The 25,525-nt window shown below is 43.4% G+C and carries 20 protein-coding genes and 2 pseudogenes; all 22 read right to left on the reverse strand.

Features of this window, described 5'->3' with window-relative positions; translation table 11 throughout:
- Nucleotides 1-6: 6 nt before the first annotated feature.
- A complete protein-coding gene (dapG, locus tag NXM86_RS12055) occupies nt 7-1,254 on the reverse strand; it encodes an aspartate kinase (protein WP_062753338.1) in 1,248 nt (415 codons plus the stop codon).
- Nucleotides 1,255-1,285: 31 nt separating this feature from the next.
- Nucleotides 1,286-2,332 carry an aspartate-semialdehyde dehydrogenase gene (gene asd, locus NXM86_RS12060; RefSeq protein WP_015863500.1) on the reverse strand — a complete coding sequence of 349 codons (1,047 nt, stop codon included), beginning with the start codon at nt 2,330-2,332 and terminating at the stop codon, nt 1,286-1,288.
- A gap of 168 nt (nt 2,333-2,500) precedes the next feature.
- Nucleotides 2,501-3,052 carry a dipicolinate synthase subunit B gene (gene dpaB / locus NXM86_RS12065; RefSeq protein WP_498958088.1) on the reverse strand — a complete coding sequence of 184 codons (552 nt, stop codon included), beginning with the start codon at nt 3,050-3,052 and terminating at the stop codon, nt 2,501-2,503.
- Between the two features lie 23 nt (nt 3,053-3,075).
- Nucleotides 3,076-3,954, reverse strand: a complete 879-nt coding sequence (gene dpaA, locus NXM86_RS12070) for a dipicolinic acid synthetase subunit A (protein ID WP_498958090.1) — start codon at nt 3,952-3,954, stop codon at nt 3,076-3,078.
- A gap of 142 nt (nt 3,955-4,096) precedes the next feature.
- Entirely contained in the window at nt 4,097-4,336 is a 240-nt protein-coding gene (locus tag NXM86_RS12075; RefSeq protein ID WP_498958091.1) for a YlmC/YmxH family sporulation protein, read from the reverse strand.
- A gap of 107 nt (nt 4,337-4,443) precedes the next feature.
- Nucleotides 4,444-5,685 carry a M16 family metallopeptidase gene (locus NXM86_RS12080; RefSeq protein WP_062753622.1) on the reverse strand — a complete coding sequence of 414 codons (1,242 nt, stop codon included), beginning with the start codon at nt 5,683-5,685 and terminating at the stop codon, nt 4,444-4,446.
- 13 nt (nt 5,686-5,698) lie between these two features.
- Nucleotides 5,699-6,664 carry a polysaccharide deacetylase family protein gene (locus tag NXM86_RS12085; RefSeq protein WP_498958093.1) on the reverse strand — a complete coding sequence of 322 codons (966 nt, stop codon included), beginning with the start codon at nt 6,662-6,664 and terminating at the stop codon, nt 5,699-5,701.
- 89 nt (nt 6,665-6,753) lie between these two features.
- Entirely contained in the window at nt 6,754-8,892 is a 2,139-nt protein-coding gene (pnp, locus tag NXM86_RS12090; protein ID WP_062753344.1) for a polyribonucleotide nucleotidyltransferase, read from the reverse strand.
- A gap of 159 nt (nt 8,893-9,051) precedes the next feature.
- Complete coding sequence (gene rpsO, locus NXM86_RS12095; RefSeq protein ID WP_062753346.1) at nt 9,052-9,321, reverse strand: 30S ribosomal protein S15; 270 nt, start codon at nt 9,319-9,321, stop codon at nt 9,052-9,054.
- Between the two features lie 90 nt (nt 9,322-9,411).
- On the reverse strand, nt 9,412-10,395 hold the full coding sequence (ribF, locus tag NXM86_RS12100) for a bifunctional riboflavin kinase/FAD synthetase (RefSeq protein ID WP_171698676.1): 984 nt from the start codon (nt 10,393-10,395) through the stop codon (nt 9,412-9,414).
- 39 nt (nt 10,396-10,434) lie between these two features.
- Nucleotides 10,435-11,343 (reverse strand): tRNA pseudouridine(55) synthase TruB, encoded by a 909-nt coding sequence (gene truB, locus NXM86_RS12105; RefSeq protein ID WP_015863490.1) that lies wholly within the window; start codon nt 11,341-11,343, stop codon nt 10,435-10,437.
- Nucleotides 11,344-11,418: 75 nt separating this feature from the next.
- Nucleotides 11,419-11,799 (reverse strand): 30S ribosome-binding factor RbfA, encoded by a 381-nt coding sequence (gene rbfA / locus NXM86_RS12110; protein ID WP_015863489.1) that lies wholly within the window; start codon nt 11,797-11,799, stop codon nt 11,419-11,421.
- A gap of 15 nt (nt 11,800-11,814) precedes the next feature.
- Nucleotides 11,815-12,093 carry a DUF503 domain-containing protein gene (locus tag NXM86_RS12115; protein WP_015863488.1) on the reverse strand — a complete coding sequence of 93 codons (279 nt, stop codon included), beginning with the start codon at nt 12,091-12,093 and terminating at the stop codon, nt 11,815-11,817.
- Nucleotides 12,090-14,287, reverse strand: a pseudogene (gene infB, locus NXM86_RS12120) (translation initiation factor IF-2). The gene NXM86_RS12115 and the pseudogene infB overlap by 4 nt, the downstream one beginning before the upstream one ends.
- A 19-nt stretch (nt 14,288-14,306) precedes the next feature.
- The gene (locus tag NXM86_RS12125) at nt 14,307-14,609 is read right to left on the reverse strand and encodes a YlxQ family RNA-binding protein (protein ID WP_015863486.1); all 303 of its coding nucleotides are present in this window, start codon (nt 14,607-14,609) and stop codon (nt 14,307-14,309) included.
- Nucleotides 14,599-14,889, reverse strand: a complete 291-nt coding sequence (rnpM, locus tag NXM86_RS12130) for an RNase P modulator RnpM (RefSeq protein WP_015863485.1) — start codon at nt 14,887-14,889, stop codon at nt 14,599-14,601. The genes NXM86_RS12125 and rnpM overlap by 11 nt, the downstream gene beginning before the upstream one ends.
- A 12-nt stretch (nt 14,890-14,901) precedes the next feature.
- Complete coding sequence (gene nusA, locus NXM86_RS12135) at nt 14,902-16,050, reverse strand: transcription termination factor NusA (protein ID WP_015863484.1); 1,149 nt, start codon at nt 16,048-16,050, stop codon at nt 14,902-14,904.
- A gap of 24 nt (nt 16,051-16,074) precedes the next feature.
- A pseudogene (gene rimP, locus NXM86_RS12140) lies at nt 16,075-16,547 on the reverse strand (ribosome maturation factor RimP).
- A gap of 330 nt (nt 16,548-16,877) precedes the next feature.
- Complete coding sequence (locus NXM86_RS12145) at nt 16,878-21,185, reverse strand: PolC-type DNA polymerase III (protein WP_498958095.1); 4,308 nt, start codon at nt 21,183-21,185, stop codon at nt 16,878-16,880.
- A gap of 118 nt (nt 21,186-21,303) precedes the next feature.
- Nucleotides 21,304-23,007 (reverse strand): proline--tRNA ligase, encoded by a 1,704-nt coding sequence (locus NXM86_RS12150; RefSeq protein WP_062753355.1) that lies wholly within the window; start codon nt 23,005-23,007, stop codon nt 21,304-21,306.
- A gap of 76 nt (nt 23,008-23,083) precedes the next feature.
- Entirely contained in the window at nt 23,084-24,343 is a 1,260-nt protein-coding gene (rseP, locus tag NXM86_RS12155) for an RIP metalloprotease RseP (RefSeq protein WP_062753357.1), read from the reverse strand.
- 18 nt (nt 24,344-24,361) lie between these two features.
- Complete coding sequence (dxr, locus tag NXM86_RS12160) at nt 24,362-25,507, reverse strand: 1-deoxy-D-xylulose-5-phosphate reductoisomerase (RefSeq protein WP_089097482.1); 1,146 nt, start codon at nt 25,505-25,507, stop codon at nt 24,362-24,364.
- Nucleotides 25,508-25,525: the final 18 nt, after the last annotated feature.

Below are 25,525 nucleotides of genomic sequence, written 5' to 3' on the forward strand. Positions count from 1 at the left end.
CACTCCTCACTCCAATTTTAAATCGTACTCTTCCGCCGATTCCTCGGAAAGATGGAATGCATCATGCAACGCGTTCACCGCTTTTTTCATATCTTCCTCTTTCACTAATACCCAAATGGTCGTATGGCTATCGGCTGATTGTAAAATTTGAATTCCTTGCTCAGAAAGAGCCGTAACGATTTTTGCCGTCACTCCAGGGACTCCAGCAATCCCTGCTCCGACTGTAGATACTTTCGCACATCCTGGTGTAACGATCGGTTCATAACCAATACGGCGAAGGGCAGCGACCGCTCGCTCTGTCATTTCACCAGAAACCGTATAAACAACACCGTTTGGCGAGATGTTAATGAAGTCGACGCTAATTCCTTCATTCGCCATCGCCTTAAAAACATCGGACTGCAATTCATAATGTCCCTCTTTCGCCTGTACTTTAATTTGCGTAATATTGGAAACATAAGTAATGCCAGTGACTAACCGCTCTTTTACATCGCTTCCTTTTTTCGAACGAATAGCAGATGTAACAAGCGTTCCTAAAGAATCGGAATACGTTGAACGAACGCGCAACGGCACTTTTGCCTGCATCGCAATTTCAACAGCGCGTGGATGAATCACTTTTGCCCCTTGATAGGCCATATTGCAAATTTCCGTATACGTGACGACATCGAGCGGACGGGCGTTTTCGACAATGCGCGGGTCTGCAGTCATCACCCCTTCGACATCGGTAAAAATATCGACCCATTCGGCGTTTAACGCCGCACCAAGCGCCGCCGCAGACGTATCGCTTCCGCCGCGCCCAAGCGTTGTAATATCGCCATTTTCTGTCGCGCCTTGAAAGCCAGCAACGACAACGACATCGTATTCGTTCAATGCTTTAAGCAGGCGTTCGCACCGCATTTCGATAATTTTCGCATTCGTATAATCATCGTTCGTTCGGAAACCTGCTTGCGCGCCAGTAAACGCAGTTGCTTTTATTCCATGCTTATTTAATAGATTCGTAAAAACAACGCTAGAAATAATTTCACCGCACGCCATTAGCATATCTTGTTCGCGCTTCGTGACATAATTGTTAGCCCCGCCGATGAGGCTAAGGAGCGTATCCGTCGCATACGGTTCTCCTTTTCGCCCCATCGCCGAGACGACAACAACTACTTTATAGCCGTCTTCAAGCGCTTTTTCAATATGCTTGCGTGCAAAATCACGCCCTCGTTCGTCACGGACGGATGTGCCGCCAAACTTCTGAACAATGATTTTCATGTTAACACCTCGATGTAATTCGCTTCTCTATTTATTTTACAATCCCTAGTTTAATTAAACTTTCCGCAATTTGCACGGAATTCCATGCCGCGCCTTTTAGTAAATTATCAGATACGACCCATAAATGGAACGCCCGGTCATGATCTAAATCCTTGCGAATTCGTCCGACAAACACATCGTATTTGCCAACACAATCAACTGGCATTGGATATACTTGTTCGCTTGGGTCATCTTGTAAAATGACACCCGGAGCATCTTTTAATACCGCTTTAATGTCGTCTGCACTGACCCCATCTTTTTCAATTTCAATATATACGGATTCCGAATGGCCGCTAATGACCGGGATGCGCACACATGTTGCTGCCACTTGCAGCTCCGGCATATGCATAATTTTTTTCGTTTCATTGATCATTTTCATTTCTTCAAATGTAAAGCCGTTTTCTTGGAATTTATCAATCTGCGGGATGGCATTAAAAGCAATTTGATAATGTTTACGGTCCGATTTTACTGGCAGAATTTCCGGTGTCACCGGCTCACCGTTTAACACCGCTTTCGATTGCGCCTTTAATTCCTCAATCGCCTGCACCCCGGCGCCGGATACAGCTTGATACGTGGAAACGATCACTTTTTTTAGACCGAACGCTTGGCGAATCGGTTCAAGCGCAACGACCATTTGGATCGTTGAACAGTTCGGATTGGCGATAATGCCATTATGCCATGTTAAATCATTTTCGTTCACTTCAGGGACAACGAGCGGGACGTTTTCTTCCATACGAAACGCGCTCGTGTTATCGATCACGATTGCCCCGCGTTTGACCGCTTCCGGTGCCAATGCTTTGGAGACAGATCCGCCTGCACTAAACAGGGCGATATCCACCCCTTCAAAGCTTTCCGGTTTTGCGGCTTGCACTTCGATTTCTTCGCCGCGAAAGCGCATTTTTTTTCCTGCTGAACGTTCTGATGATAATAATGTCAGCTTTCCGACTGGGAAATTTCTATTTTCGAGCGTTTGCACCATTTGTTGGCCAACTGCGCCAGTTGCTCCTACGACTGCAACATGAAAACGTCTTTGTTCCATGAACCATTCTCCTTCCGCATAGTCACTCAATCACATTGGTAAATTTATAGTTTTTATTTTACCATATTCCACTTTAAAGGAGTGAAAATTTTTATGCATAGGAGTGAGTTTTCTATCGATTGCTTATTGATCCCGGAATTTTTCAATAATGACCGGCTGAAGCTGTCTTCATTCTAATGCGGCGAGGACCGTATCATGCAACAGCGACATTTTTGCCACCATCGAATTCGGTTTTGTATGCGGGGCGTCTTGGCCAAACGGAATAAAATAAATATTTTTCGCCGCCATTAGGCGCATTAAGTTTACCCCATTTAATCCTAACGCATCATTCGTGGAAATGCCAAGAACAACCGGGCGGTGATTACGCATCGTTGCCTTTGCTGCCATTAATACAGGCGAATCTGTCATCGCGTTAGCAAGTTTGCTCATCGAGTTTCCTGTCAGTGGGGCAATAACCATACAATCAAGAGGAATTTTCGGACCGAGCGGCTCTGCTTTGACAATCGTATCAATCACTTCGTTTCCTGTTATTTCTTCTAGCTTCTTCACCCATTCTTCTCCTTCGCCAAAGCGAGTGTTTGTCGTTTTTACCGTATACGTAACAATTGGCAATACTTCCGCTCCTTCGTTTACTAATTTTTCAATTTCCGGCATGACCGCGTCATACGTGCAATGAGAACCTGTCAACCCAAATCCGATTCGCTTTCCTTTTAAACTCATTTACACATTCCCCTTTCTTTTTTCTAATCTGTATATAATAGTTGTGAAAGAACATTTGCGATAATTTGCCCTGCTGTTTTTGGCGCAACAACTCCCGGCAGCCCTGGTGCGAGGATCGCTTTTACTCCACGCTTTTCGGCGTAACGAAAATCGGTGCCGCCAGGCTTTGAAGCTAAATCAACGATAAGCGTATGCGCCGGCATTTTTGCGATGACACTTGCCGTTACGATTAAATGCGGAACGGTATTAATGCAAATATCGATATCCTGCACTTCTTTTTCTAAATCATTGAGATGAAACGGGGTAAGACCCATTTCTGTAATGCGGGCCAGATGCTCCGAGCGGCGTGCCCCTACTTTCACTTTTGCACCAAGTGCAGCAAATGTACGTGCAACCGTCATGCCGACGCGCCCAAGCCCAAGGACCGCTACGCGAGAACCATGAATCGTAAAATCGGTATGCTGAATGACAATCATGATCGTTCCCTCTGCGGTTGGAATCGAGTTATAAATCGCTACATCGTCGCGTTCAAATAATTGAACATATTTGCGGTCGACGGTTTTCATTAAATTGTCCAAGTAGCTATTACTAATCCCGGAATAGACCGTGCAATGCTTCGGTGTTTTTAACATCATTTCTTCTGTAAAGGGAATTGGTTCATGCGAAAACACGGTATTTACTTTTCCATCCGGAGTTGTTCCGTGAACCGGCAAAATAATCGCATCTAAATCGGCGAAATCGACTTCATCTATTCTCAACTTTGTCGCTCCCGTAAAATGATGCGCTAATTGATCAAAGCCAACTAAAGACAATTTCACATCTAGCTCAATTAATTTGCGTATGACTTCTAATTGCCTTGCGTCCCCACCTATAATGGCAATATGCATGCCTGTTAGCATCATCGTGTATGCTCACCTTCTTTATGCGAAACTTATATTTTAGCTTTATTTCTTTTCACATCTTATGTAAAAAAGGAATTGTAGGTGAATATCTCCAGTTTAAAAGAAAAAAGTGACCGCCTTTGGCGATCACATGCACTCTTGATCATTCATCCGGAAAATCGATAATAATCATATCCGTACCAACTTTTTTTATATATTTCCACGGAACGCGAATTTCGTTCCCCTCTTTCCGAAATCCAAACCATTTTCCTGTCGGAATGAGCAATGCTTGAATTTGCCCAGTTTGCTCATTGATTTCCAAATCCGTCTGTCCTAGCACCCCTAGCCGTTCGGCGCGTCTTGCATCCACAATTTCTTTGCCGCTTAACTCGCTTAACCTCACCGCGTTCTCCTCCTTTCTTTTCTTTCTATTATTGTAAGATGAGGAAAATAAAAAAATGCCTGCATTTTAGCAGGCATTTTCGCACAACGATGTTGCTATCAACTTGCTTACGAACTGATTCGGTTCGGTAATTGACCGCTTGGACTAATTAAGGCAAGCGCATAATCTTCATTAAAAATACAACGTGCAAGTTCATTCACTTTTTCCACGGTTACGCTATTAATTTCCTCAATAATTTCATCAAGAGAACGATGGCGCCCAAGCAACAATTCGTTTTTGCCGTTGCGGCTCATCCGGCTATTTGTGCTTTCTAAACCTAACATTAAACTTCCCTTCATTTGTTCTTTACTGTTTTTTAGTTCTTTTTCAGTAATTCCATCTTCTTTTAATGCATCGATCGTTTCTTGTATCGTTTCAAATAACAAATCAAGCTGATTGTTGCCTGTTCCGGCATAAATCGCTAGTAATCCACTATCTTGGTAAGAAGAGTGATAAGAAAAGACCGAGTATGCTAAACCGCGCTGTTCACGGACCTCTTGGAAAAGACGACTGCTCATGCTGCCACCTAAAATATTATTTAAAATAATTAATGTGTAAATATCCGGATGGCCGACAGGAAGCCCGTTGAATCCGATACATAAATGCGCTTGTTCCGTATCTTTTTGCCGCACTAATTTTTGCGGCTGAAATAACGGCGCTGGTGATTCGCTAGCTTTTTGTTTTGCCGTGAAAGAACCAAAATAGCTTTCCACTTGCTGAACAAAACTTTCGTCAACATTACCGGCAATGGAAATAACGACACGATCCGGAGTATAATAATCAGCCATATATCCGCGCAACGAATCGCTCGTAAACGTGCGCAGCGTTTCTTCCGTTCCTAAAATTGGATAACCAAGCGGATGATTCGCATAGCAAGCTTTGCTTAATAAATCATGAACAATATCATCCGGTGTATCTTCATACATTCTAATTTCTTCTAGTACGACATTTCTCTCCTTTTGTAATTCCTCATCAACAAAAGTAGAATGGAAAAACATATCTGCTAACATTTCGAGAGCAAATGATGCATGCTCATCTAATACTTTGGCATAATAGCAAGTATATTCTTTAGAAGTAAACGCATTTACTTGACCGCCAATACTGTCAAACGCTTCGGCAATCTCTCTTGCCGTGCGCGTTTTTGTCCCTTTAAAGAACATATGTTCTAAAAAGTGTGAAATTCCATTATTTTGCTCCGTCTCATTGCGTGAACCTGTTCCAATCCATATCCCGATCGCGACAGAACGCACTGTCGGAATTTGTTCTAGCACGATTCGTACTCCGTTTTTGCAAGTATATTTATTAATCAACATCACGTTCCTCCTATTTTTGTACAATTCTCTTTTCGTCTAATAATGTAGACACATTACCAATTTCATATTCTTTTTGCTGAATCGAAATAATAAGCGGATCAAGCGCCTCGGCAGTTGATAGCGTTGGATGCATCAAAATCATTGCACCGGGATGAACTTTGGACATTACCCGTCTCACTATAACAGATGGAGACGGTTTTTGCCAATCAATTGTATCGACGCTCCACATAATTGTTTTCATATCTAAATCAGCGGCGATTTTCACGACATCATCACGATAGCTCCCGCTTGGAGGAGCAAACCATTTGCATTTCACCCCGGTTGTCGCTTCGATGATTTCGTTCGTTTTGACTAGTTCCTTGCGGATTTTTTCATTATCTAGCGACTTAAAGTCAGGATGGCTATATGAATGATTTCCTATTTCGTGACCAGCATCTACAATCATTTTTGCCATATCAGGATGATTTTTTACCCAACGCCCTTCCAAAAAAAACGTTGCCTTCACGTTATGCTTTTTTAAAATATCGAGCATTTTCGGAATATACTCATTTCCCCATGCCACATTGATGAGAAATGCGACCATCGGTTTATCCGGATGTCCCCGATAAATCGGTGCTGGCGGCAAATCTCCTAAATGAACACGTGGAGGAACTTGTTTGTACACAAGCTTCCGTTCATCAAACTTTCCTTCCTTTTTCATATTTTCATACGAAGCTTGCACATCGATTTTTAATCCGTTATAACCAGGCGTTGCTTTCCATACTCGATCGATGACCGCATCTTGTGGGGGAATTTCATACTGTTTTGCTTTTTCTACAATTTCTGCATAGAGCTTATCGGCTCCTTTCATAGCCATAATATTCCCTTTTTGTGAAAAAACGGTAATATATTGGCTCACTGGTGGCTGATTGATGATGACCCAAACAAAGAAAAACATAATCGCCACCGATAAATAGCGGGTATAATTTCTGTTCACATCTGTCCCTCCTTTTATACTACAAATATGTGAAGAAGGGACAAGATAGAACTTTCCCCCACAACAAAGAAGCCTTAAGGAGCGAAATCCTAAGGCTTCATTCTATGCCGTTCCGGACGTTTGCCTTTTTTTTCCTTTTTCTCGCGCAATACTGCTTTTCGCGATAAATTAACGCGTCCTTGTTTATCAATTTCCATTACTTTTACTAAAATTTCATCGCCGATCGAAACGACATCTTCCACTCTTCCGACACGCTCTTCTGCTAATTCGGAAATATGAACGAGACCGTCTTTGCCGTTGAACAATTCAACAAATGCCCCAAATTTCTCAATGCGCTTCACTTTACCCAAATAAATTTGCCCGACTTCGACTTCGCGAACGATATCTTCGATAATCTGCTTCGCCTTTTGGTTCATCGCTTCGTTGACAGACGAGATGAAAATTGTTCCATCTTGTTCGATATCAATTTTTACGCCGGTTTCATCAATAATTTTATTAATTTGTTTTCCGCTTGGGCCGATGACTTCGCGAATTTTTTCTGGATTAATTTGCATCGTTAAAATTTTCGGAGCGTATTTCGACAACTCTTTGCGCGGCTCGCGGATCGTTTGCATCATATGTTCTAAAATTTCCATACGACCTTTTTTCGCTTGCTGGAGCGCTTCTTCTAATATTTCACGAGATAAGCCTTTAATTTTAATATCCATCTGCAAAGCGGTGACGCCTTTTGCCGTACCCGCTACTTTAAAATCCATATCTCCGAGATGGTCTTCAATGCCTTGAATATCTGTCAAAATCGTATAATTGTCATCGTTTTTCACAAGTCCCATCGCGATTCCCGCTACCGGTGCTTTAATCGGGACACCTGCATCCATCATCGCGAGCGTGCTTGCACAAATGCTAGCTTGAGATGTCGAACCGTTCGATTCTAGCACTTCGGAAACAAGGCGAATGGTATATGGAAATTCTTTTTCAGATGGAACGACCGGTTCTAACGCTCGTTCTCCAAGCGCTCCGTGTCCAATTTCACGGCGGCCTGGCCCGCGCATCGGTCCTGTTTCGCCAACCGAAAATGGCGGGAAGTTATAGTGGTGCATAAACCGTTTCGTTTCTTCAATACCAAGCCCGTCCAATATTTGTACATCGCCAAGCGCTCCTAACGTACAAACACTAAGCACTTGCGTCTGTCCGCGCGTAAACAGCCCTGAACCGTGCGTGCGCGGCAATACGCCGACTTCAGAGGAGAGAGGCCGAATTTCGTCAATCTTACGGCCGTCCGGACGTATTTTTTCTTCGGTAATAAGCCGCCGCACTTCTTCTTTAACAAGTTTATGCAAAATTTCATTTACTTGTTTTAATGTTTCTTCATCTGCTTCTTGTTCTTCGTATTTTGCGATGACACTAGCTTTTACTTCCTCAATTGCTGCATCACGCGCCAATTTTTCTGGCACTTGAACAGCTCGTTTAATATCCTCTTCCGCCAGTTGGCGAATTTCTGCTTCTAGTTGAGGATCAAGCTCATAAAGAACTACTTCCATTTTTTCTTTGCCTACTTGGGCGGCGATTTCCTCTTGGAAAGCGATCAGCCGTTTTACTTCTTCATGTCCGAACATAATCGCTTCTAAAATCACTTCTTCCGGCACTTCGTCCGCTCCAGCTTCGACCATATTAATCGCGTCTTTCGTGCCGGCAACAACAAGATGAATATCGCTTTTTTCCAATTGTTCGACAGTCGGATTAATCACAAACTCTCCATCCACACGGCCGACTGTAACACCGGCAATCGGTCCCTCAAACGGAATATCCGAAATCGTTAAGGCAAGTGACGCACCGAATAACGCCGCCATTTCCGGAGAACAATCTTGGTCTACACTCATGACCATCGAAACGATTTGCACTTCATTGCGGAATCCTTCCGCAAACAATGGACGAATTGGCCGGTCAATTAAACGGCTTGCTAAAATCGCTTTTTCACTAGGACGTCCTTCCCGCTTAATAAATCCTCCCGGAATTTTACCAACCGCATAAAGACGCTCCTCATAGTTGACCGTTAGTGGAAAAAAGTCGACGTTTTTTGCTTCTTTTGATGCCGTTGCTGTGTTTAATACCACTGTGTCGCCATAACGGACTAATACCGCTCCATTCGCTTGTTTCGCTAATTGGCCAATTTCCACGACAAGCGGCCGTCCAGCCCAGTCTATGGAAAAAATGCGTTTTTCTTGCTCCATATAAACGAGTACTCCTCTCTATGTACAAATCGAAAATAAACGAATGTATATACTGTTAGTATGGACGAATCATTGGCAATGTATCAGTTCCTATTTATTAATCATAGCGAAAAATCGCTTATATAACTAGCAAAAAAGCGGGAATGCTCCCGCTTTTTTTTATCGACGTAATCCAAGTTTGTTAATTAATTCACGATAGCGCGCAATATCTTTATTGCGTAAATAAGTCAATAAATTGCGACGTTTACCGACCATTTTAAGCAATCCGCGACGCGAATGATGGTCTTTCTTATGAACGCGTAAATGTTCATTTAAATTGTTGATTTGCTCTGTAAGGATAGCAATTTGCACTTCCGGAGAACCTGTATCGTTCTCATGAATTTTAAACTGCTCGATAATTTCTCTTTTACGCTCTTGTGTTAATGCCATCCTTATTCACCTCCTCGTTTATAAACCCCAATTACCTAGCAAGCGTCGGTGACTCGACTTGCCAAGCAATGGTTATTTTGCATACATTCATTAGAATACCTCTTTTTGCGATAAAATGCAAGTGTTTTCGGTGAAATTGCGAAAGTATGCTTGCGCTTTTTCTTTATCCCGCTTGATTTGCGCAATTAATTCATCCACGCTCTCAAATTTTTGCTCACTTCTTAAGCGCATATGCCACTCAATCGTCATCGTTTCCCCATAAATGTCTTCCGCAAAATCGAAAATGTGCACCTCGATATTCGGCATGCCTTCACGGGTAGAGTGAAAAGTCGGTTTATATCCAACATTGCACACCCCTTCAAATACGTCCGTCCCGATTTTTACTTTCACGGCATATACACCAACGGCCGGCAATAAATAATCATCATTTAACGCAATATTTGCCGTTGGAAATCCAATTGTTCTTCCGCGACGTTCGCCGTTAACAACCGTTCCTTCCACTTCATAAAAGCGGCCGAGCAAGCGCGGCAGTTGCTCTACCTCTCCGTTTTTCAGCAACTTTCGAACATAAGTGGAGCTTATTTTCTCTCCAGCAAAGCTCAATTTTGGAACCACCGTCTGCGTAAATTGATCACGCGAATGAAATGGCAATGTCTCCATTGTTCCTTTTCCAAGACGCCCGTAAGTAAAATCAAAGCCGGCAACAACGTGTTTCACATGAAAACCGATAATATACTGATCCACAAATTGTTGTGGAAACAATTGTGCAAACGCAGGAGTAAACTCAACGATATATAAAAAATCGACGCCAAGTTTGGCAATTAGCTGTTCTTTTTTCTTTAGCGGCGTAATCAAATGAATGTGTTTTTCCTTTTTTCCAAGCACGACAGAAGGATGGGGATGAAACGTCATTACCGCGCTTTTATATCCTTTCTCCGCCGCGATTTTCACTGCTGTGCGAATCACTTCTTGGTGCCCAAGATGAATGCCGTCAAAATAGCCAAGCGCCATAACAGTAGGGGGCAGCTTTTCTTTTTTTATATGATGGGGATGCGAAATAAACAATGTTTTCATTTTCTTTAATCACCTTCTGTTTTTTTGCAACTTTCCTTATCATCGAAGTACTTTTAACGGTTTCATTAAGTGAGGTTTAGTAGGATGTTTTATATAAAGGGCAAGTGCCTCTCTTTGCTTGCTTATCATTAATACCGGTCCCTCGAGCGACTGTAAAAAAGCTGGAAGCGGCAATATTGCTCCGTTTTTTACTTTCTCTGCTACTTTATCATTTATTTCATATTTCGGCAAATGAAAAAGTGCTTTGCCAATCGGCAGTAAAATCGACTTCAGTTGGCCGCTCTCTATGTACTGCTCTAATTGTTCAAATGTGACGCAATCTTGCAAGGAAAATGGACCGGATGCAGTACGAACAAGGTCGGACATATGGGCTGGGTAGCCAAGACGTTCGCCGATCATCACTGCTAATGTACGAATATATGTACCTTTGCTGCAAGTGACACGAAAACGAAACGAAACGATGTCTCCTGCAAACGCGTCTCTTTCATCAAGCAATGTTAGTTCATGGATCGTCACAATGCGAGTCGGCCGCTCGACTTCAATGCCCGCACGCGCATATTCGTATAGTTTCTTTCCTTTCACTTTTACCGCGGAATACATTGGCGGCGTTTGCGCAACTTCTCCCGTCAATTGACGGAACACCGCTTCGATTTCATCGCGTGGAATAACACGGTCTACCTTTTGTTTTGCGATGATTTCACCTGTGCTGTCTTCCGTTGTCGTAGCAATCCCTAGTGTAACCTCCCCCTCATATGTTTTCGTAGCCCCTGTTAAAAACTCAGCGATGCGCGTCGCTTTGCCAATGCAAATCGGCAATACTCCCGATACATTTGGATCAAGCGTCCCTGTATGCCCTACCTTTTTTATTTGCAGCATCCGGCGAATGCGTGCAACACAGTCATGTGATGTCATTCCAGGCGGTTTATGCAATAGTAATACTCCGTCCATTTGCGCACCCTTTCTTAGTAAAATAACTTATGTATTATGTACATAATGGAAATGGATAGACAAATTGTCTATCCATTATTCCTCTTTGTTTTCCTCTTCTTTTTTCCCGCCTTCGTGCTCAGTGGAAATTTGGCGGATTAATTGCTCAATGCGATTGCCGTATTCGATTGATTCATCAATTTCGAAAAATATTTCTGGTGTTTTCCGCAAGCGAATGCGCTGCCCAATTTCGGAGCGGATAAATCCTTTTGCTTTTTCCAGCCCTTTTAAAGTGTTTTGGCGTTGTTCTTCATCACCTAACACGCTTATATACACTTTTGCTTGTTGTAAGTCGCCTGTGACGCGCACATCAGTAACAGTGACAAAACCGATACGTGGATCTTTTAATTTGCGACCAATAATATCGCTTAATTCTTTTTTCATTTGTTCACCGACACGTGTAGCCCGTAAATTCATTGCCAATCACCTCGATTAAAACCACTCAAATGTCGTAACCGTTCTTTCCAATTCCGGAAAGGAATCGATCAAAGCAAGCGCTCGCTGCAGCTCCCGCTCGGTTGTCACCCGATTGGACGTAATCGCGACAATCCCGAGCGTAGTCCGCTGCCATACGTTTTGGTGATCGATTTCGGCTATAGATATATTATACTTTTGTTTTAACCGTGTCATTATTCGTTGTAACACAGCACGTTTTTCTTTTAATGATTGCGCATCATAAATTACACATTCACAGGCGACAAAGCCGATCATTTTCTTTCCACTTCCTGCATAATGTACGCTTCAATAACGTCTCCTTCTTTAATATCGTTGAAGTTTTTAATCGTCAAACCGCATTCATATCCTTGCATCACTTCTTTGACATCGTCTTTGAAGCGCTTCAAGGAATCGATTTCTCCTTCGTAAACGACAATGCCTTGACGGATCAGGCGCACTTTGCTGTCACGCGTAATTTTTCCATCTGTCACATAGCATCCGGCAATCGTTCCAACTTTCGATACTTTAAACGTTTGACGAACTTCCGCTTGACCGATGACTTTTTCTTCATATTCCGGATCAAGCATTCCTTTCATCGCTGCTTCAATTTCTTCAATAACCTTATAGATGATGCGGTGCAGACGAATGTCGACTTTTTCGGATTCGGCGACGCGTTTTGCATTGGCGTCCGGACGGACATTAAAGCCGATGACAATGGCATTTGAGGTCGTTGCTAAAAGAATGTCCGATTCGGTAATCGCGCCAACAGCGGCATGGATAATTTTGACGCGCACTCCTTCGACTTCGATTTTTTGCAGGGCAGCAACCAGCGCTTCAACCGATCCTTGAACATCCGCTTTGACAATAATATTTAATTCTTTCATTTCACCTTGTTTAATTTGTTCAAAGAGGTCATCTAGGCTAACGCGAGCTTTCATGTTGCGTTGTTCCATTAATTGTTTTTGTGCGCGCGCTTCTCCGATTTGCCGCGCTTTCTTCTCATCTTCAAACACCATGAAACGGTCTCCGGCTTGCGGTACTTCGTGAAGACCAGTGATTTCCACCGGTGTCGAAGGACCTGCTTCTTTCACACGACGCCCTGTATCGTTGACCATCGCCCGCACGCGGCCGTATGTGCAGCCAACAACAATCGGGTCGCCGACATGCAACGTTCCTGCTTGAACAAGCAACGTTGCCACTGGTCCACGGCCTTTATCCAGTTTTGCCTCGATAACAGTTCCGGTTGCACGACGATTTGGATTTGCTTTTAATTCTTCCATTTCGCTAACAAGCAAAATCATTTCCAATAAATTGTCAATACCTTCTCCTGTTTTTGCTGACAGTTTACAGAAGATCGTATCTCCGCCCCATTCTTCCGGAATAAGATTATACTCCATTAATTCTTGCATCACGCGATCTGGATTGGCATCCGGCTTATCCATTTTATTGATGGCAACAATAATTGGGACATTTGCCGCTTTCGCATGGTTAATTGCTTCTACTGTTTGCGGCATCACCCCATCATCCGCAGCAACAACGAGGACAACAATATCGGTTACTTGCGCTCCTCTTGCCCGCATTGTTGTAAACGCCTCATGTCCTGGCGTATCAAGGAACGTAATTTTTTTATCGTTAACTGTCACTTGATATGCACCAATATGTTGCGTAATACCCCTGCTTCTTGCTCCGTCACTTTGGAGTGACGAATCGAATCCAATAGCGTCGTTTTCCCATGGTCAACGTGCCCCATAATCGTGACGACCGGCGGACGTTCCACTAAATCTTCAGGATCATCGACAATTTCGATCGATTCAAAATTCGTTTCATCAATGACTACTTTTTCTTCGACTTCTACTCCGTAATCGGAACAAATAAGTTCGATCGCATCTTTATCTAACTCTTGATTGATCGTTGCCATAACGCCGAGCATAAATAGCTTTTTAATAATTTCTGAAGGTTCGCGCCCAAGTTTTTTCGCTAGTTCGGCAACCGTTAATGTTCCTTCAAACGTAATCTTCTTAGGAAGCTCTTTTTCTTTCTTCATTGGTTGCTCTTGTTGTACAGGCTGCTGTTCTTTCGCTTTTGCCTTCCCTTTAATTTTCTTTTTCTGTTGATGGAAAATTTTCTTTTCTTGCTGCTGTAATTGCAAATCGTGTTTTTTTCCTTCTTTCTTTTTGTTTGCCGCTTTTTTCTTCGGAACTTTTGTTTTCACTACTTCTTCATCTTCGTCATCAAAATCATCGACATAATTTTTCGGTTTTACTGGCGCCTTTTGTTTTTCCTTTGGAGCAGAAGCTTGCGGCCGCTCATTTTTTTTGTTGTACGTATGATCAAGCTTTTCGACAACTTCTGGTTCCAACGTTGCCATATGATTGGTAACTTCAATATTCATTTCTTTCAATTTATGAATGACGTCTTTACTCGGTACATTGTTTTTTTTCGCGTACTCATATACACGCATTTTAGACATAGATTCACCCCCATAAAGATCAATCGAGCATCGTCAGTAGTTTGTTAGCAAACCCTTCATCTATAATCGCAACAACGACGCGGGCATCTTTTCCAATCGCATGCCCGAGCGTATAACGGTCAGACACTTTACGGAGCGGAACGCCATAGGAAGAGCATTTATCTTTGATTTTTTTCATTGTATTTTCTGACGCATCCTCCGCTAAAAGTACGAGTTTTGCTTTGCCGCTTCGAATTTCTTTGACCGTCAGCTCCTCACCCGAAGTTACTTTCCGTGCTCGATTCGCTAATCCCAATAATGATGCCCATCGGTTATTGCTCATTTCCAGCAGCAGTCTCCTTTTCTGCCAACTGAAGCAACTCATCATACAGCGCATCAGGAATTTCCGTTTTTAAATGATGGGCTAAAATATTTTTCTTTTTTGCTAGTAAAATGCATTCTTTATCTAGTGTAATGTACGCGCCACGACCAGCCTTTTTTCCTGTCGGATCAATGGAAACTTCCCCATCTTTTGAGCGGACGATGCGCATCATTTCTTTTTTTGGCTTCATTTCACCAGTCACGACGCATTTTCGCAACGGAACTTTCTTTTGACCAGCCATCTCGCTCCCCCCTCACTCGATTTTCTCTTCTTGTAAATCGAATGATTGGTTGCTGTCATTTTCATTATTGACCGATGTCTCTTCTGAATCAAGAAAAGTGGATTGCGCATATGGATCGATTCCTAATTCTCTCGCTTCCGATTCGCTTTTAATATCAATTTTCCAGTTTGTCAGCTTTGCTGCTAGCCGAGCGTTTTGCCCGCGTTTGCCGATTGCTAATGACAGCTGATAATCCGGCACGATTACGGTCGTTGCTTTTTGTTCTTCATTGACGATTACACGCAACACTTTTGCCGGACTTAATGCGTTTGCGACAAACTCAACAGGATCTGCAGACCAGCGGACGATATCAATTTTTTCCCCGTTTAATTCCTCCACAACCGCTTGAACCCGCTGCCCTTTTGGACCGACGCACGCGCCGACCGGATCCACTTCCGGATTGTCGGAATGCACCGAAATTTTCGAGCGGTCTCCCGCCTCACGGGCAATGGATTTAATTTCTACTGTTCCATCATAAATTTCTGGGACTTCCAGTTCAAAAAGACGCTTAAGCAATCCCGGATGGGTGCGTGAAACAAAAATTTGTGGTCCTTTTGTTGTCTTTTCCACTTTTGTAATATACACTTTAATACGGTCGTGCGGTTTGTATGTTTCGTTCGGCATTTGTTCGCTAGCCGGCAGCAACGCTTCTGTTTTACCGAGACTGACATAAACAAAGCGAGGATCTACACGTTGTACGATCCCTGTCATGATATCTTCTTCACGGTCAACAAACTCAGCATAAATAACGCTTCTCTCTGCTTCGCGCACCCGTTGTGTAACAACTTGTTTCGCTGTTTGTGCCGCAATGCGGCCAAAATCTTTCGGCGTTACTTCTAACTCGAGAACATCGCCGATTTGATAATTCGGATTGATTCGTTGTGCTTCTTCTAAAGAAATTTCGAGGCGCGGATCATTTACTTCATCAACCACTTCTTTACGCGCAAATACACGGATCGTTCCTGTTTCTGTATTTAAATCAACCCGTACGTTTTGCGCCTGGCCGAAATTGCGTTTATACGCAGAAATGATCGCCGCTTCAATCGCTTCCATCACAACTTCTTTGCTAATGCCTTTTTCACGGATAATATCCGCTAGGGCATCGAGTAATTGTGTATTCATGAAACGAAAATCCCCCTTTTACCATTAAAAAAAGATAACAGCAAGTCTTGCGCTCGCCACTTTTTCATACGGAATATCGATTGTTTTTTTGCGAGTTTTGTCTTTAACTGTGACAGACACTGTTGTTCCATCAAAACTGATAAGTTCGCCTTCAAATTCCTTTTCTCCTTCAATTGGTTCATATGTTTTGATATATACATTTTTCCCAATCGCTTTTGTAAAGTCCTTCGGTTTTTTTAACGGTCGTTCCGCCCAGGTGAAGAAACTTCAAGAAAGTAGTTGTGTGGAATTGGATCGACTTCATCTAGTTTTTCACTTAACTTTTCGCTCACCATGCCGCATTGTTCAATATCAACACCATTATCGGAATCAATAAAGACACGCAAAAACCAATTTTTTCCCTCTTTTACATACTCGATATCCACAAGTTCTAAATCCATGTCGGCAAGAATTGGAGTGACTAGTTCTTCTACTATATTCGTCACTTTTTTGCTCATTCTTTTCCTCCTAACATAGAGAAACTGCATCCGTTCGTTATAACGAGAAAATCCCCTGCAAATCTGCGGGGAATGAAAAGCAATTGGCATCCATTCAAGACGAAAGAGTGGGTTTCCCCACTCTTTCCTTACCCATTATCTTTACCATTTCCACTAAAACTATAACATATTGGAAAATATATTGCAATGGGAAAACGAAACGAGATCCTATTTGTCATGGATTTTTTAAGGTCCGGCTGAAAATGGGACATCGGTTTTGCGCTATATGCCGTTACAAACGAAAAGCCTATTTGCTAATCTGTTTAGCGCTGACAACGCGATAAGATGACTTTAAAATAAGGAAAGCTGGTTATGGTCTGGCAACGAATCAAGACAACCGCGGCTCTCTAAATATTCGATGAGCGTCTTTGAAAGTTTTCCGCGCTGCTGTAAATCTTCTTTTGATAAAAATTCTCCTTCTTCGCGAGCACGGACGATGTTGAGCGCCACGTTTGTCCCAAGACCCGGAATGGCGTTAAATGGCGGAATAAGCGAATTGCCGTCAATGACGAATTCGGTCGCCTGTGAACGGTAAAGGTCGATGTTTTTAAACGAGAATCCGCGTTCACACATTTCTAAAGCGACCTCTAATACCGTCAACAAGCTTTTTTCTTTTGCCGTCGCGTTCAATCCTTTCGCATTAATTTCTTCGATGCGTTTGCGAATCGCCGCAGAACCTTTAATCATCGCGTCCAAATCAAAGTCTTCCGCACGCACTGTAAAATAAGAAGCATAGTACAAAAGCGGATGATGCACTTTAAAGTAAGCAATGCGAACCGCCATTAATACGTACGCGGCAGCGTGCGCTTTCGGGAACATATATTTAATCTTTTTACATGATTCAATATACCATTCCGGCACATCATGTTTGCGCATTTCTTCTTCGAATTCCGGCGTTAGCCCTTTTCCTTTCCGCACCGATTCCATAATTTTAAAGGCAAGCGACGGCTCAAGCCCGCGATAAATTAAATAAACCATAATGTCGTCGCGGCAGCCAATTACTTCAGAAAGGGTGCAAGTGCCGTTTTGAATTAACTCTTGAGCGTTTCCAAGCCAGACGTCCGTTCCATGGGAAAGGCCGGAAATTTGCACCAGCTCGGAAAATGTCTTTGGCTTCGTTTCTTCAAGCATCTGCCGGACAAAGCGCGTTCCGAATTCTGGAATACCGAGCGTGCCGACATTGCACATAATTTGTTCCGGCGTGACGCCAAGTGATTCAGTACTGCTGAAAATTTTCATCACTTCTGGATCGTCCGTCGGAATCGTTTTTGGATCAATGCCGCTTAAATCTTGGAGCATACGAATTACCGTCGGATCGTCGTGCCCAAGAATATCTAGCTTCAGAAGATTGTCATGAATCGAATGGAAATCAAAATGCGTCGTGCGCCATTCGGAACTCGTATCGTCAGCTGGATATTGAATTGGCGTAAAATCGTAAATGTCCATATAATCCGGAACGACGATAATGCCTCCTGGATGCTGCCCGGTTGTCCGTTTTACCCCGGTACATCCCGCGGCAAGACGGTCGATTTCCGCACTGCGCAGCTGCAAATTCAAATCGCTCGCATACCCTTTGACAAAACCGTAAGCCGTTTTATCGGCCACCGTACCGATCGTTCCTGCGCGATATACGTTATCTTCTCCGAACAATACTTTCGTATAGTTATGGGCGCGCGGCTGATATTCCCCGGAGAAGTTCAAGTCGATATCCGGAACTTTATCCCCTTTAAAGCCAAGGAACGTTTCAAACGGAATATCATGCCCATCTTTTTTATATTTTGTGCCGCATTTTGGACAATTTTTATCCGGCAAGTCAAATCCTGAACCGACCGAACCCTCATTGAAAAATTCCGAGTGCTTGCAATTCGGACAAACATAGTGCGGCGGCAGCGGATTTACTTCCGTAATTTCTGTCATCGTCGCGACAAAAGAGGAGCCGACAGATCCGCGCGAACCGACAAGGTAGCCGTCATCAAGCGATTTTTTTACGAGTTTATGGGAAATTAAATAAATGACGGCAAAGCCGTGTCCGATAATGCTTTTTAACTCTTTCTCCAAGCGCTGCTCAACAATTTCCGGCAGCGGATCACCGTAAATTTCTTTGGCGCGCCGATAACTCATTTCGCGAATTTCCTCTTCCGCCCCTTCAATGCGCGGCGTATACAGCTTATCTTTAATCGGCTTTACCTCGCCAATAAGATCAGCGATTTTTTGCGTATTCATAACGACGATTTCTTTTGCTTTTTCTTCTCCTAAAAAGGAGAAGCACTTGAGCATTTCGTCCGTCGTCCGAAAATATACATCCGGCAGCTCATAACGGTTGAGAGGATTTGCTCCGCCTTGGGAGTGAATCAAAATTTTTCGGTAAATTTTATCTTCTGGATTTAAATAATGAACGTTTCCAGTTGCAACGACAGGAATGTTTAATTTTTCCCCGAGCATCACGATCTTGCGGATAATTTCCTTGATCATATTTTCATCTTTTACGTAATCCATTTCAATCAGCGGTTTGTACACTTCCGGCGGATGCACCTCGAGAAAATCGTAAAATTTCGCGATTTCTTCGACTTCTTCCGGCGCTTTTTGAATCATATTGTCAAATACTTCCCCTTTATCACAGCCGGAACCGACTAAAATTCCTTCACGATGCTGCTGAAGCACTGAGCGAGGAATGCGCGGGACCCGGTAAAAATATTTCACATGTGATAAAGAAACGAGTTTGAATAAATTTTTTAATCCAATGTCATTTTGCGCAAGCAATGTCACATGGAACGGACGGGATCGTTGATACGACACTTCTTCCTTCGAACGTTCATTTAATTCGTCATGATATAAAATTCCTCGTTCTTGCGCGTCTTTTAATAGGCGCATAAGCAAATACCCAGTCGCTTCTGCATCGTAAATCGCTCGGTGATGCTGGGTTAGCTCGATATCAAATTTTTTACATAGCGTGTTTAAACGGTGATTTTTCAATTCTGGATATAAAAACCGCGCTAATTCAAGTGTATCAATAACCGGATTCGTCACTTTACCAAGACCGAGTTTCGTAAAGCCGACATTTAAAAATCCAATGTCAAAGCTAGCATTATGTGCGACAAGGATGCTATCGCCCATCCAGTCGTAAAACTGGCGCAGCACTTCTTCGACATCTGGGGCATCTTTCAACATGTCATCGGTAATGCCTGTCAGCTCGATCGTTGTAATCGATAACGGATGATGCGGGTTGGCAAATGAAGTAAAGCGGTCGATAATTTCTCCGTCCTTCACTTTCACAGCGGCAAGTTCAATAATCGTATTATACACCGCCGATAGACCGGTCGTTTCCACGTCAAAGACGACGTACGTGTCCTCGGAAAGCAAGCGGTGCGCTTCGTTATAGGCGATCGGCACGCCGTCATCGACAATGTTTGCTTCGACGCCGTACAATACTTTCATATCGTATTTTTTTGCGGCACTGTACGCTTCTGGAAATGACTGCACAACAGCATGGTCCGTAACAGCGACCGCTGGGTGGCCCCATTTTTTTGCTTGTTCAATGAGCTTCGTAACGGAAGTGACCGCATCCATTTGGCTCATCGGCGTGTGCAAATGAAGTTCCACCCGTTTTTCTCCTTCCGGAGCGGTATCTTGGCGTTCTTTCGCCTTTATTTCGTTTATATCGTTGGCGATTAAGACAAGGTCACGGACGAACGTATCATTTTGCACACTCCCTCTTACTTTTACCCACATTCCTTTTTTTACATCCGCCATCAGTGCGGCATCTTCTTTATCGCGTGAAAACATTTTTACTAAAATCGAGTTTGTATAATCGGTGATTTTTAGTGTTAATAACGTCCGTCCGCTTTTTAACTCATTGATCTCCGCGTCAAACACATATCCTTGTACAACGACGCGGCGTTCTTCTTCGACGATGCTGTCTAGCGTGCGAATTTCCTCTTCTTCTCTAATTGGATAACCGATAATAAGCGGCCCTGCCGGCGCATTGCCCGCTGTTTCCGATTTCGTTTCTTTCGTCATCTCCGTTAATGCCGCTAAGGCACGTTCCGCATCTTCTTGCTGTTTTTGCGCTATAAATTGCTCAAAATCTTTTTCTGACTGTTTGACTTCTATTTCCAGCTGCAAAAGCGGAAAACCAAACGATTGATATACTTCAGCTATTTTTTTGGCGAAGCGGCGCTTCACCGCCATTGCTTCTGCATCATTGCGAGCAGTAACATATAGTTTATTTCCTTTTACAGTCGGAACTTGCTCATGAAGCAACGATAAAAGCGGCGAGACCCCTTCTTGCAACTCTTGCAAACAGAGCGTCCAATAGTCACGCACATCCGATTCCGTAAAATGGGAATCGATCGTTTGTATTGTATATTTCACATTTGCGATATGATGGAACGCATGAACAAGCTTTTGTGTAAACAGTTGATAAACCTGATAAGGCAAAATTTTCGGCAGCAAAAAATAGAAATGCCAACATTTTTTCTCCTTTTCAATGACAAGCTTTTGAATGCCTGCCTCAGAGAAATACGGAACAAATTCGTCAGACGTCAATTCAAGCTGCTGCAACAACACTTGAAATCGCTCTTTTTGCTCGTTCGTTAACATGACGTCGATCCTTTCCCCTCTCAAAATGATTACACATCTCTCCTAATATAATAACAGAAGGGCTGTCTGAAAAGTAACATTTCTACTTTTCACCAGCACAGCCCTTCAAAATCTATATTTATTGTTGTAAAAGACGTCGAATCGTGTCGATCAGTTCGTCTACAGACACTTCCATTGACTCGCCTGTTTGGCGCACTTTTACTTCTACAATTCCTTCATTAGCGCGCTTTCCAACTGTCACCCGAATTGGAATTCCGATTAAATCGCTGTCGGCAAATTTGACGCCAGCGCGCTCCGGACGGTCATCATATAATACTTCAAAGCCGGCTTGTCCAAGCTTTTCATACCATTCGTCAGCAAGCTGACGCTGCTCCTCATTTTTTGCATTCACCGAAATAAGATGGACGTGGAAAGGAGCAACTGATGCCGGCCACACAAGACCGTTTTCGTCGGCAAATTGCTCGGCAATCGCAGCCACTAACCGGGAAACGCCGATGCCGTAGCAACCCATAATCATCGTTTGCGAACGTCCATTTTCATCTAAATAAGTCGCGTTCATCGCTTTGCTGTAACGCGTGCCCAATTTAAACACGTGGCCAACTTCAATGCCGCGGGCAAAGCGAATCGTGCCTTTTCCATCTGGAGACGGATCTCCTTCTTGAATAAAACGTAAATCTGCATATTCAGAAACAGTAAAATCACGCTCTGGATTGACGCCAATATAATGATATCCTTCCTCATTCGCCCCACATACACCATTGACAATTGCTTTTACCGCGTGATCGGCAACGACGGTAACAGATTCGCTAACACCGATTGGACCGAGCGAACCGACCTCACAGTTCATTGCTTGCTTCGTTTCTTCCGGTGTTGCCAGCTCTACGACCGATGCGTCAAATAAGTTTTTCACTTTTACATCGTTTGCTTCATGGTCGCCGCGGACAAGTACAAGTACGTAACGGTCATCCACTTTAAAGAGCAATGACTTGATGCATTTTTCTGGCGTCACCTGTAAATAGGAAGCTACTTCTTCTATTGTTTTTTGCCCCGGTGTATGCACTTTTTCCAATTTGCGAAGCGGCTCATCGCTTTTTTCATATGTAGTAATAACAGGGGCCATTTCGATATTTGCCGCGTAATCAGAAGCATCGGAATAGGCGATCGTATCTTCACCGATTTCCGATAATACCATAAATTCATGCGTATCTTTTCCGCCAATCGCTCCGGAATCAGCAATGACGGCGCGGAAATTTAAACCACAGCGGCGGAAGATGTTCGAATACGCTTCATACATTTTATTGTATGTTTCATCCAAACTTTCTTGTGACGTATGGAACGAATAGGCGTCTTTCATAATAAATTCACGGCCGCGTAATAAACCGAAGCGCGGGCGTTTTTCATCACGGAATTTTACTTGAATTTGATAAAGCGTAAGCGGCAGGCGCTTATATGTTTTCACTTCGTCACGCACAAGCGCCGTAATTATTTCCTCATGCGTCGGTCCAAGCGCAAAATCGCGTTCATGACGGTCTTTCAGGCGCATAAGCTCCGGACCGTACGAATACCAGCGGCCGGATTGCTGCCATAATTCCGCTGGCTGCAGCGCCGGCATGAGCAATTCGATCGCTCCGGCACGATTCATTTCCTCACGAATGATCGCCTCTACTTTTTGCAATACGCGCTGGCCAAGCGGTAAAAACGTATATACACCGCTTGCGCTTTGTCGAATAAATCCAGCGCGCAACAACAGCTGATGGCTTTTCACTTCTGCGTCTGCAGGCACTTCACGCAATGTTGGGATAAATGACTGACTTTGTCTCATCTTCTCGCACCTCTTTTTCTCTATCTCTTTTGTTCAAGGAAAGAAGGAAGAAGACTTCCCATCTTTCCTTCACTTTTCATAGGAAAAACTTTTGAATGTCATTCCATGTAACAACAAGCATTAATAGCATTAAAAGGGCAAAACCGATAAAATGAACCATTCCTTCTTTTTGGCGGTCAATCGGTTTGCCGCGCAGCGCTTCGACGGCGAAAAAGAGCAATCGCCCACCATCAAGCGCAGGAAGCGGCAATAAGTTGACAATACCAAGGTTAATGCTTAAAATCGCTCCCCATTTCATTAAATAGTAAATTCCCGATTCTGCCACTTTTCCAGTTGAAACGGCAATGCCAACCGGTCCCGATAGCATATCGAGCTTAAATTGACCAGTGACTAACTGTCCGAGACCAACAAGAATTTCTTTCGTCCAATAATACGTTTCAATGACTCCTTGTTTTAATGAGCCGAAAACCGATTTTTCCATAGGCCCGTACACACCAATAAGACCAATCGTTTCTCCTTGTACTGTTTTCGCGTCAGGCGTTACCGTAATATCCATAATTTTTCCATTCCGTTGTATTTTAAAAAGCAATTCCTCTTCTGGATGGGCACGAATAATATCAACGACTTGCGTCCACGTCTTGACCGGTTCGTCATCGATCGAAAGAACGATGTCACCTTGCCTGAGGCCCGCTTCTTTTGCCGCGCCGTCTTTTGTCAGTTCGCCGATTATCGGTTTGTCAACCGGATATCCTTGAAGCAATCCGATTAACAAAAATACAACAAATGCCAACACAAAATTCATAAGCGGTCCTGCTAAAATCGCCATCGTCCGTTGCCCTAACGTTTTCGCGGCAAATTGACGATGATACGGAGCAATTTGAATTTCTTGATGGTCGACGACGAAAAAGGCTGGCTCGTTCACGGAAAATCGTTCGAGGCGATCTTCATTTTGATCCACATAGCCGGTAATGTACATCTGATGTTCTAAATCTGCTTGTTCTACTTCAATTATTTTCGCATTTGGATAGTCGTCTTTATGGTTGACAATAATTTTGTCGACGTTGCCATCGCGATCTAGTTCTAATCCGACGACTTGCCCAGGTTTAATTTCGATCATTTCCGGGTCTTCACCGGCCATGCGGACAAAACCGCCTAATGGGAGCAAACGAATCGTATATACGGTTTCGTTTTTCTTAAATGAAAATACTTTTGGACCGAAGCCGATGGCAAATTCACGGCATAAAATTCCCGCGCGCTTAGCGAAAATCAAATGGCCAAGTTCGTGGAAAAACACAAGCGCACCGAAAATCACAATAAACGCAATGATCGTTTCCAATGTTTCAACCACCTTTTTTTATAGTAGTGACCGAACGTACCGGCGGGTTTCCGCATCAATTTCACGAATCTCCTCCAGCGATGGTTCTTTTACGAATTCATGCCGCTCTAGTGCACGTTCAATATATTCCTCAATAGTTAAAAATGCGATACGGCCTTGCAAAAAGGCGGAAACTGCCTCTTCATTCGCTGCGTTCAACACCGTTGGCAACGACCCGCCCGCTTTTCCTGCTTCATATGCTAATTGTAAACAACGAAAACGCTCAAAGTCTACCCGCTCAAAGTGTAATGTGCTAATTTCTGCTAAGTCAAGCGGTTTCGCATTGGCTAGCGGCAAGCGTTCAGGGTATGTTAAAGCATATTGAATCGGTACGTGCATATCTGGCATTCCGAGCTGGGCGATCACGCTTGTATCACGGAATTGAACGAGCGAATGAATGATGCTTTCACGATGTAATAACACATCAATTTGCTCATATGGCAACTCGAAAAGCCAATGCGCCTCAATAACTTCTAACCCTTTGTTCATCATTGTCGCCGAGTCAATCGTAATTTTTGCTCCCATCGACCAGTTCGGATGGCGCAACGCTTCTTTCACTGTTACGTTTTTTAATTCTTCCCTTGTTTTATCACGAAAGCTGCCGCCGGAGGCTGTTAAAATAATTTTTTCCACACGGTTTCGTTTTTCTCCTTGTAAACATTGAAAAATTGCCGAGTGTTCGCTGTCAACTGGCAATAAAGAAACGCCTTGTTTTTTAGCGGCTGCTGTTACAATATGCCCTGCTGTTACAAGTGTTTCTTTGTTCGCTAATGCAATCGTTTTGCCTGCTTCAATAGCTCTTAGTGTCGGAACAAGACCTACGCTTCCAACAACGGCTGTCACAACGATATCCGTCTCTGGGAAAGCCGCTGCTTCAATTAATCCCTCCTCGCCAAACACGATTTTCACTTTTCCTGCGTATTCGCTGCGAAGCTTCTCATAAGCGTCCGCCTCAGCAACAGCGACAAGCCGAGGAGCAAACTCTTCAATAATCGCTCGCGCCATGTCCACATTTTTTCCAATCGATATTGCTGTCAATTGAAACTCATCTGGATGGGAACGAATAATATCCAACGTCTGGGTGCCGATGGAACCACTCGCCCCTAATATACTAATATATTTCAATTCCTTCACTCCTAACTC

Origin of the sequence: Geobacillus sp. CX412 (genome assembly GCF_027942335.1) — a bacterium.
Taxonomy (GTDB): Bacteria; Bacillota; Bacilli; order Bacillales; family Anoxybacillaceae; genus Parageobacillus_B; species Parageobacillus_B toebii.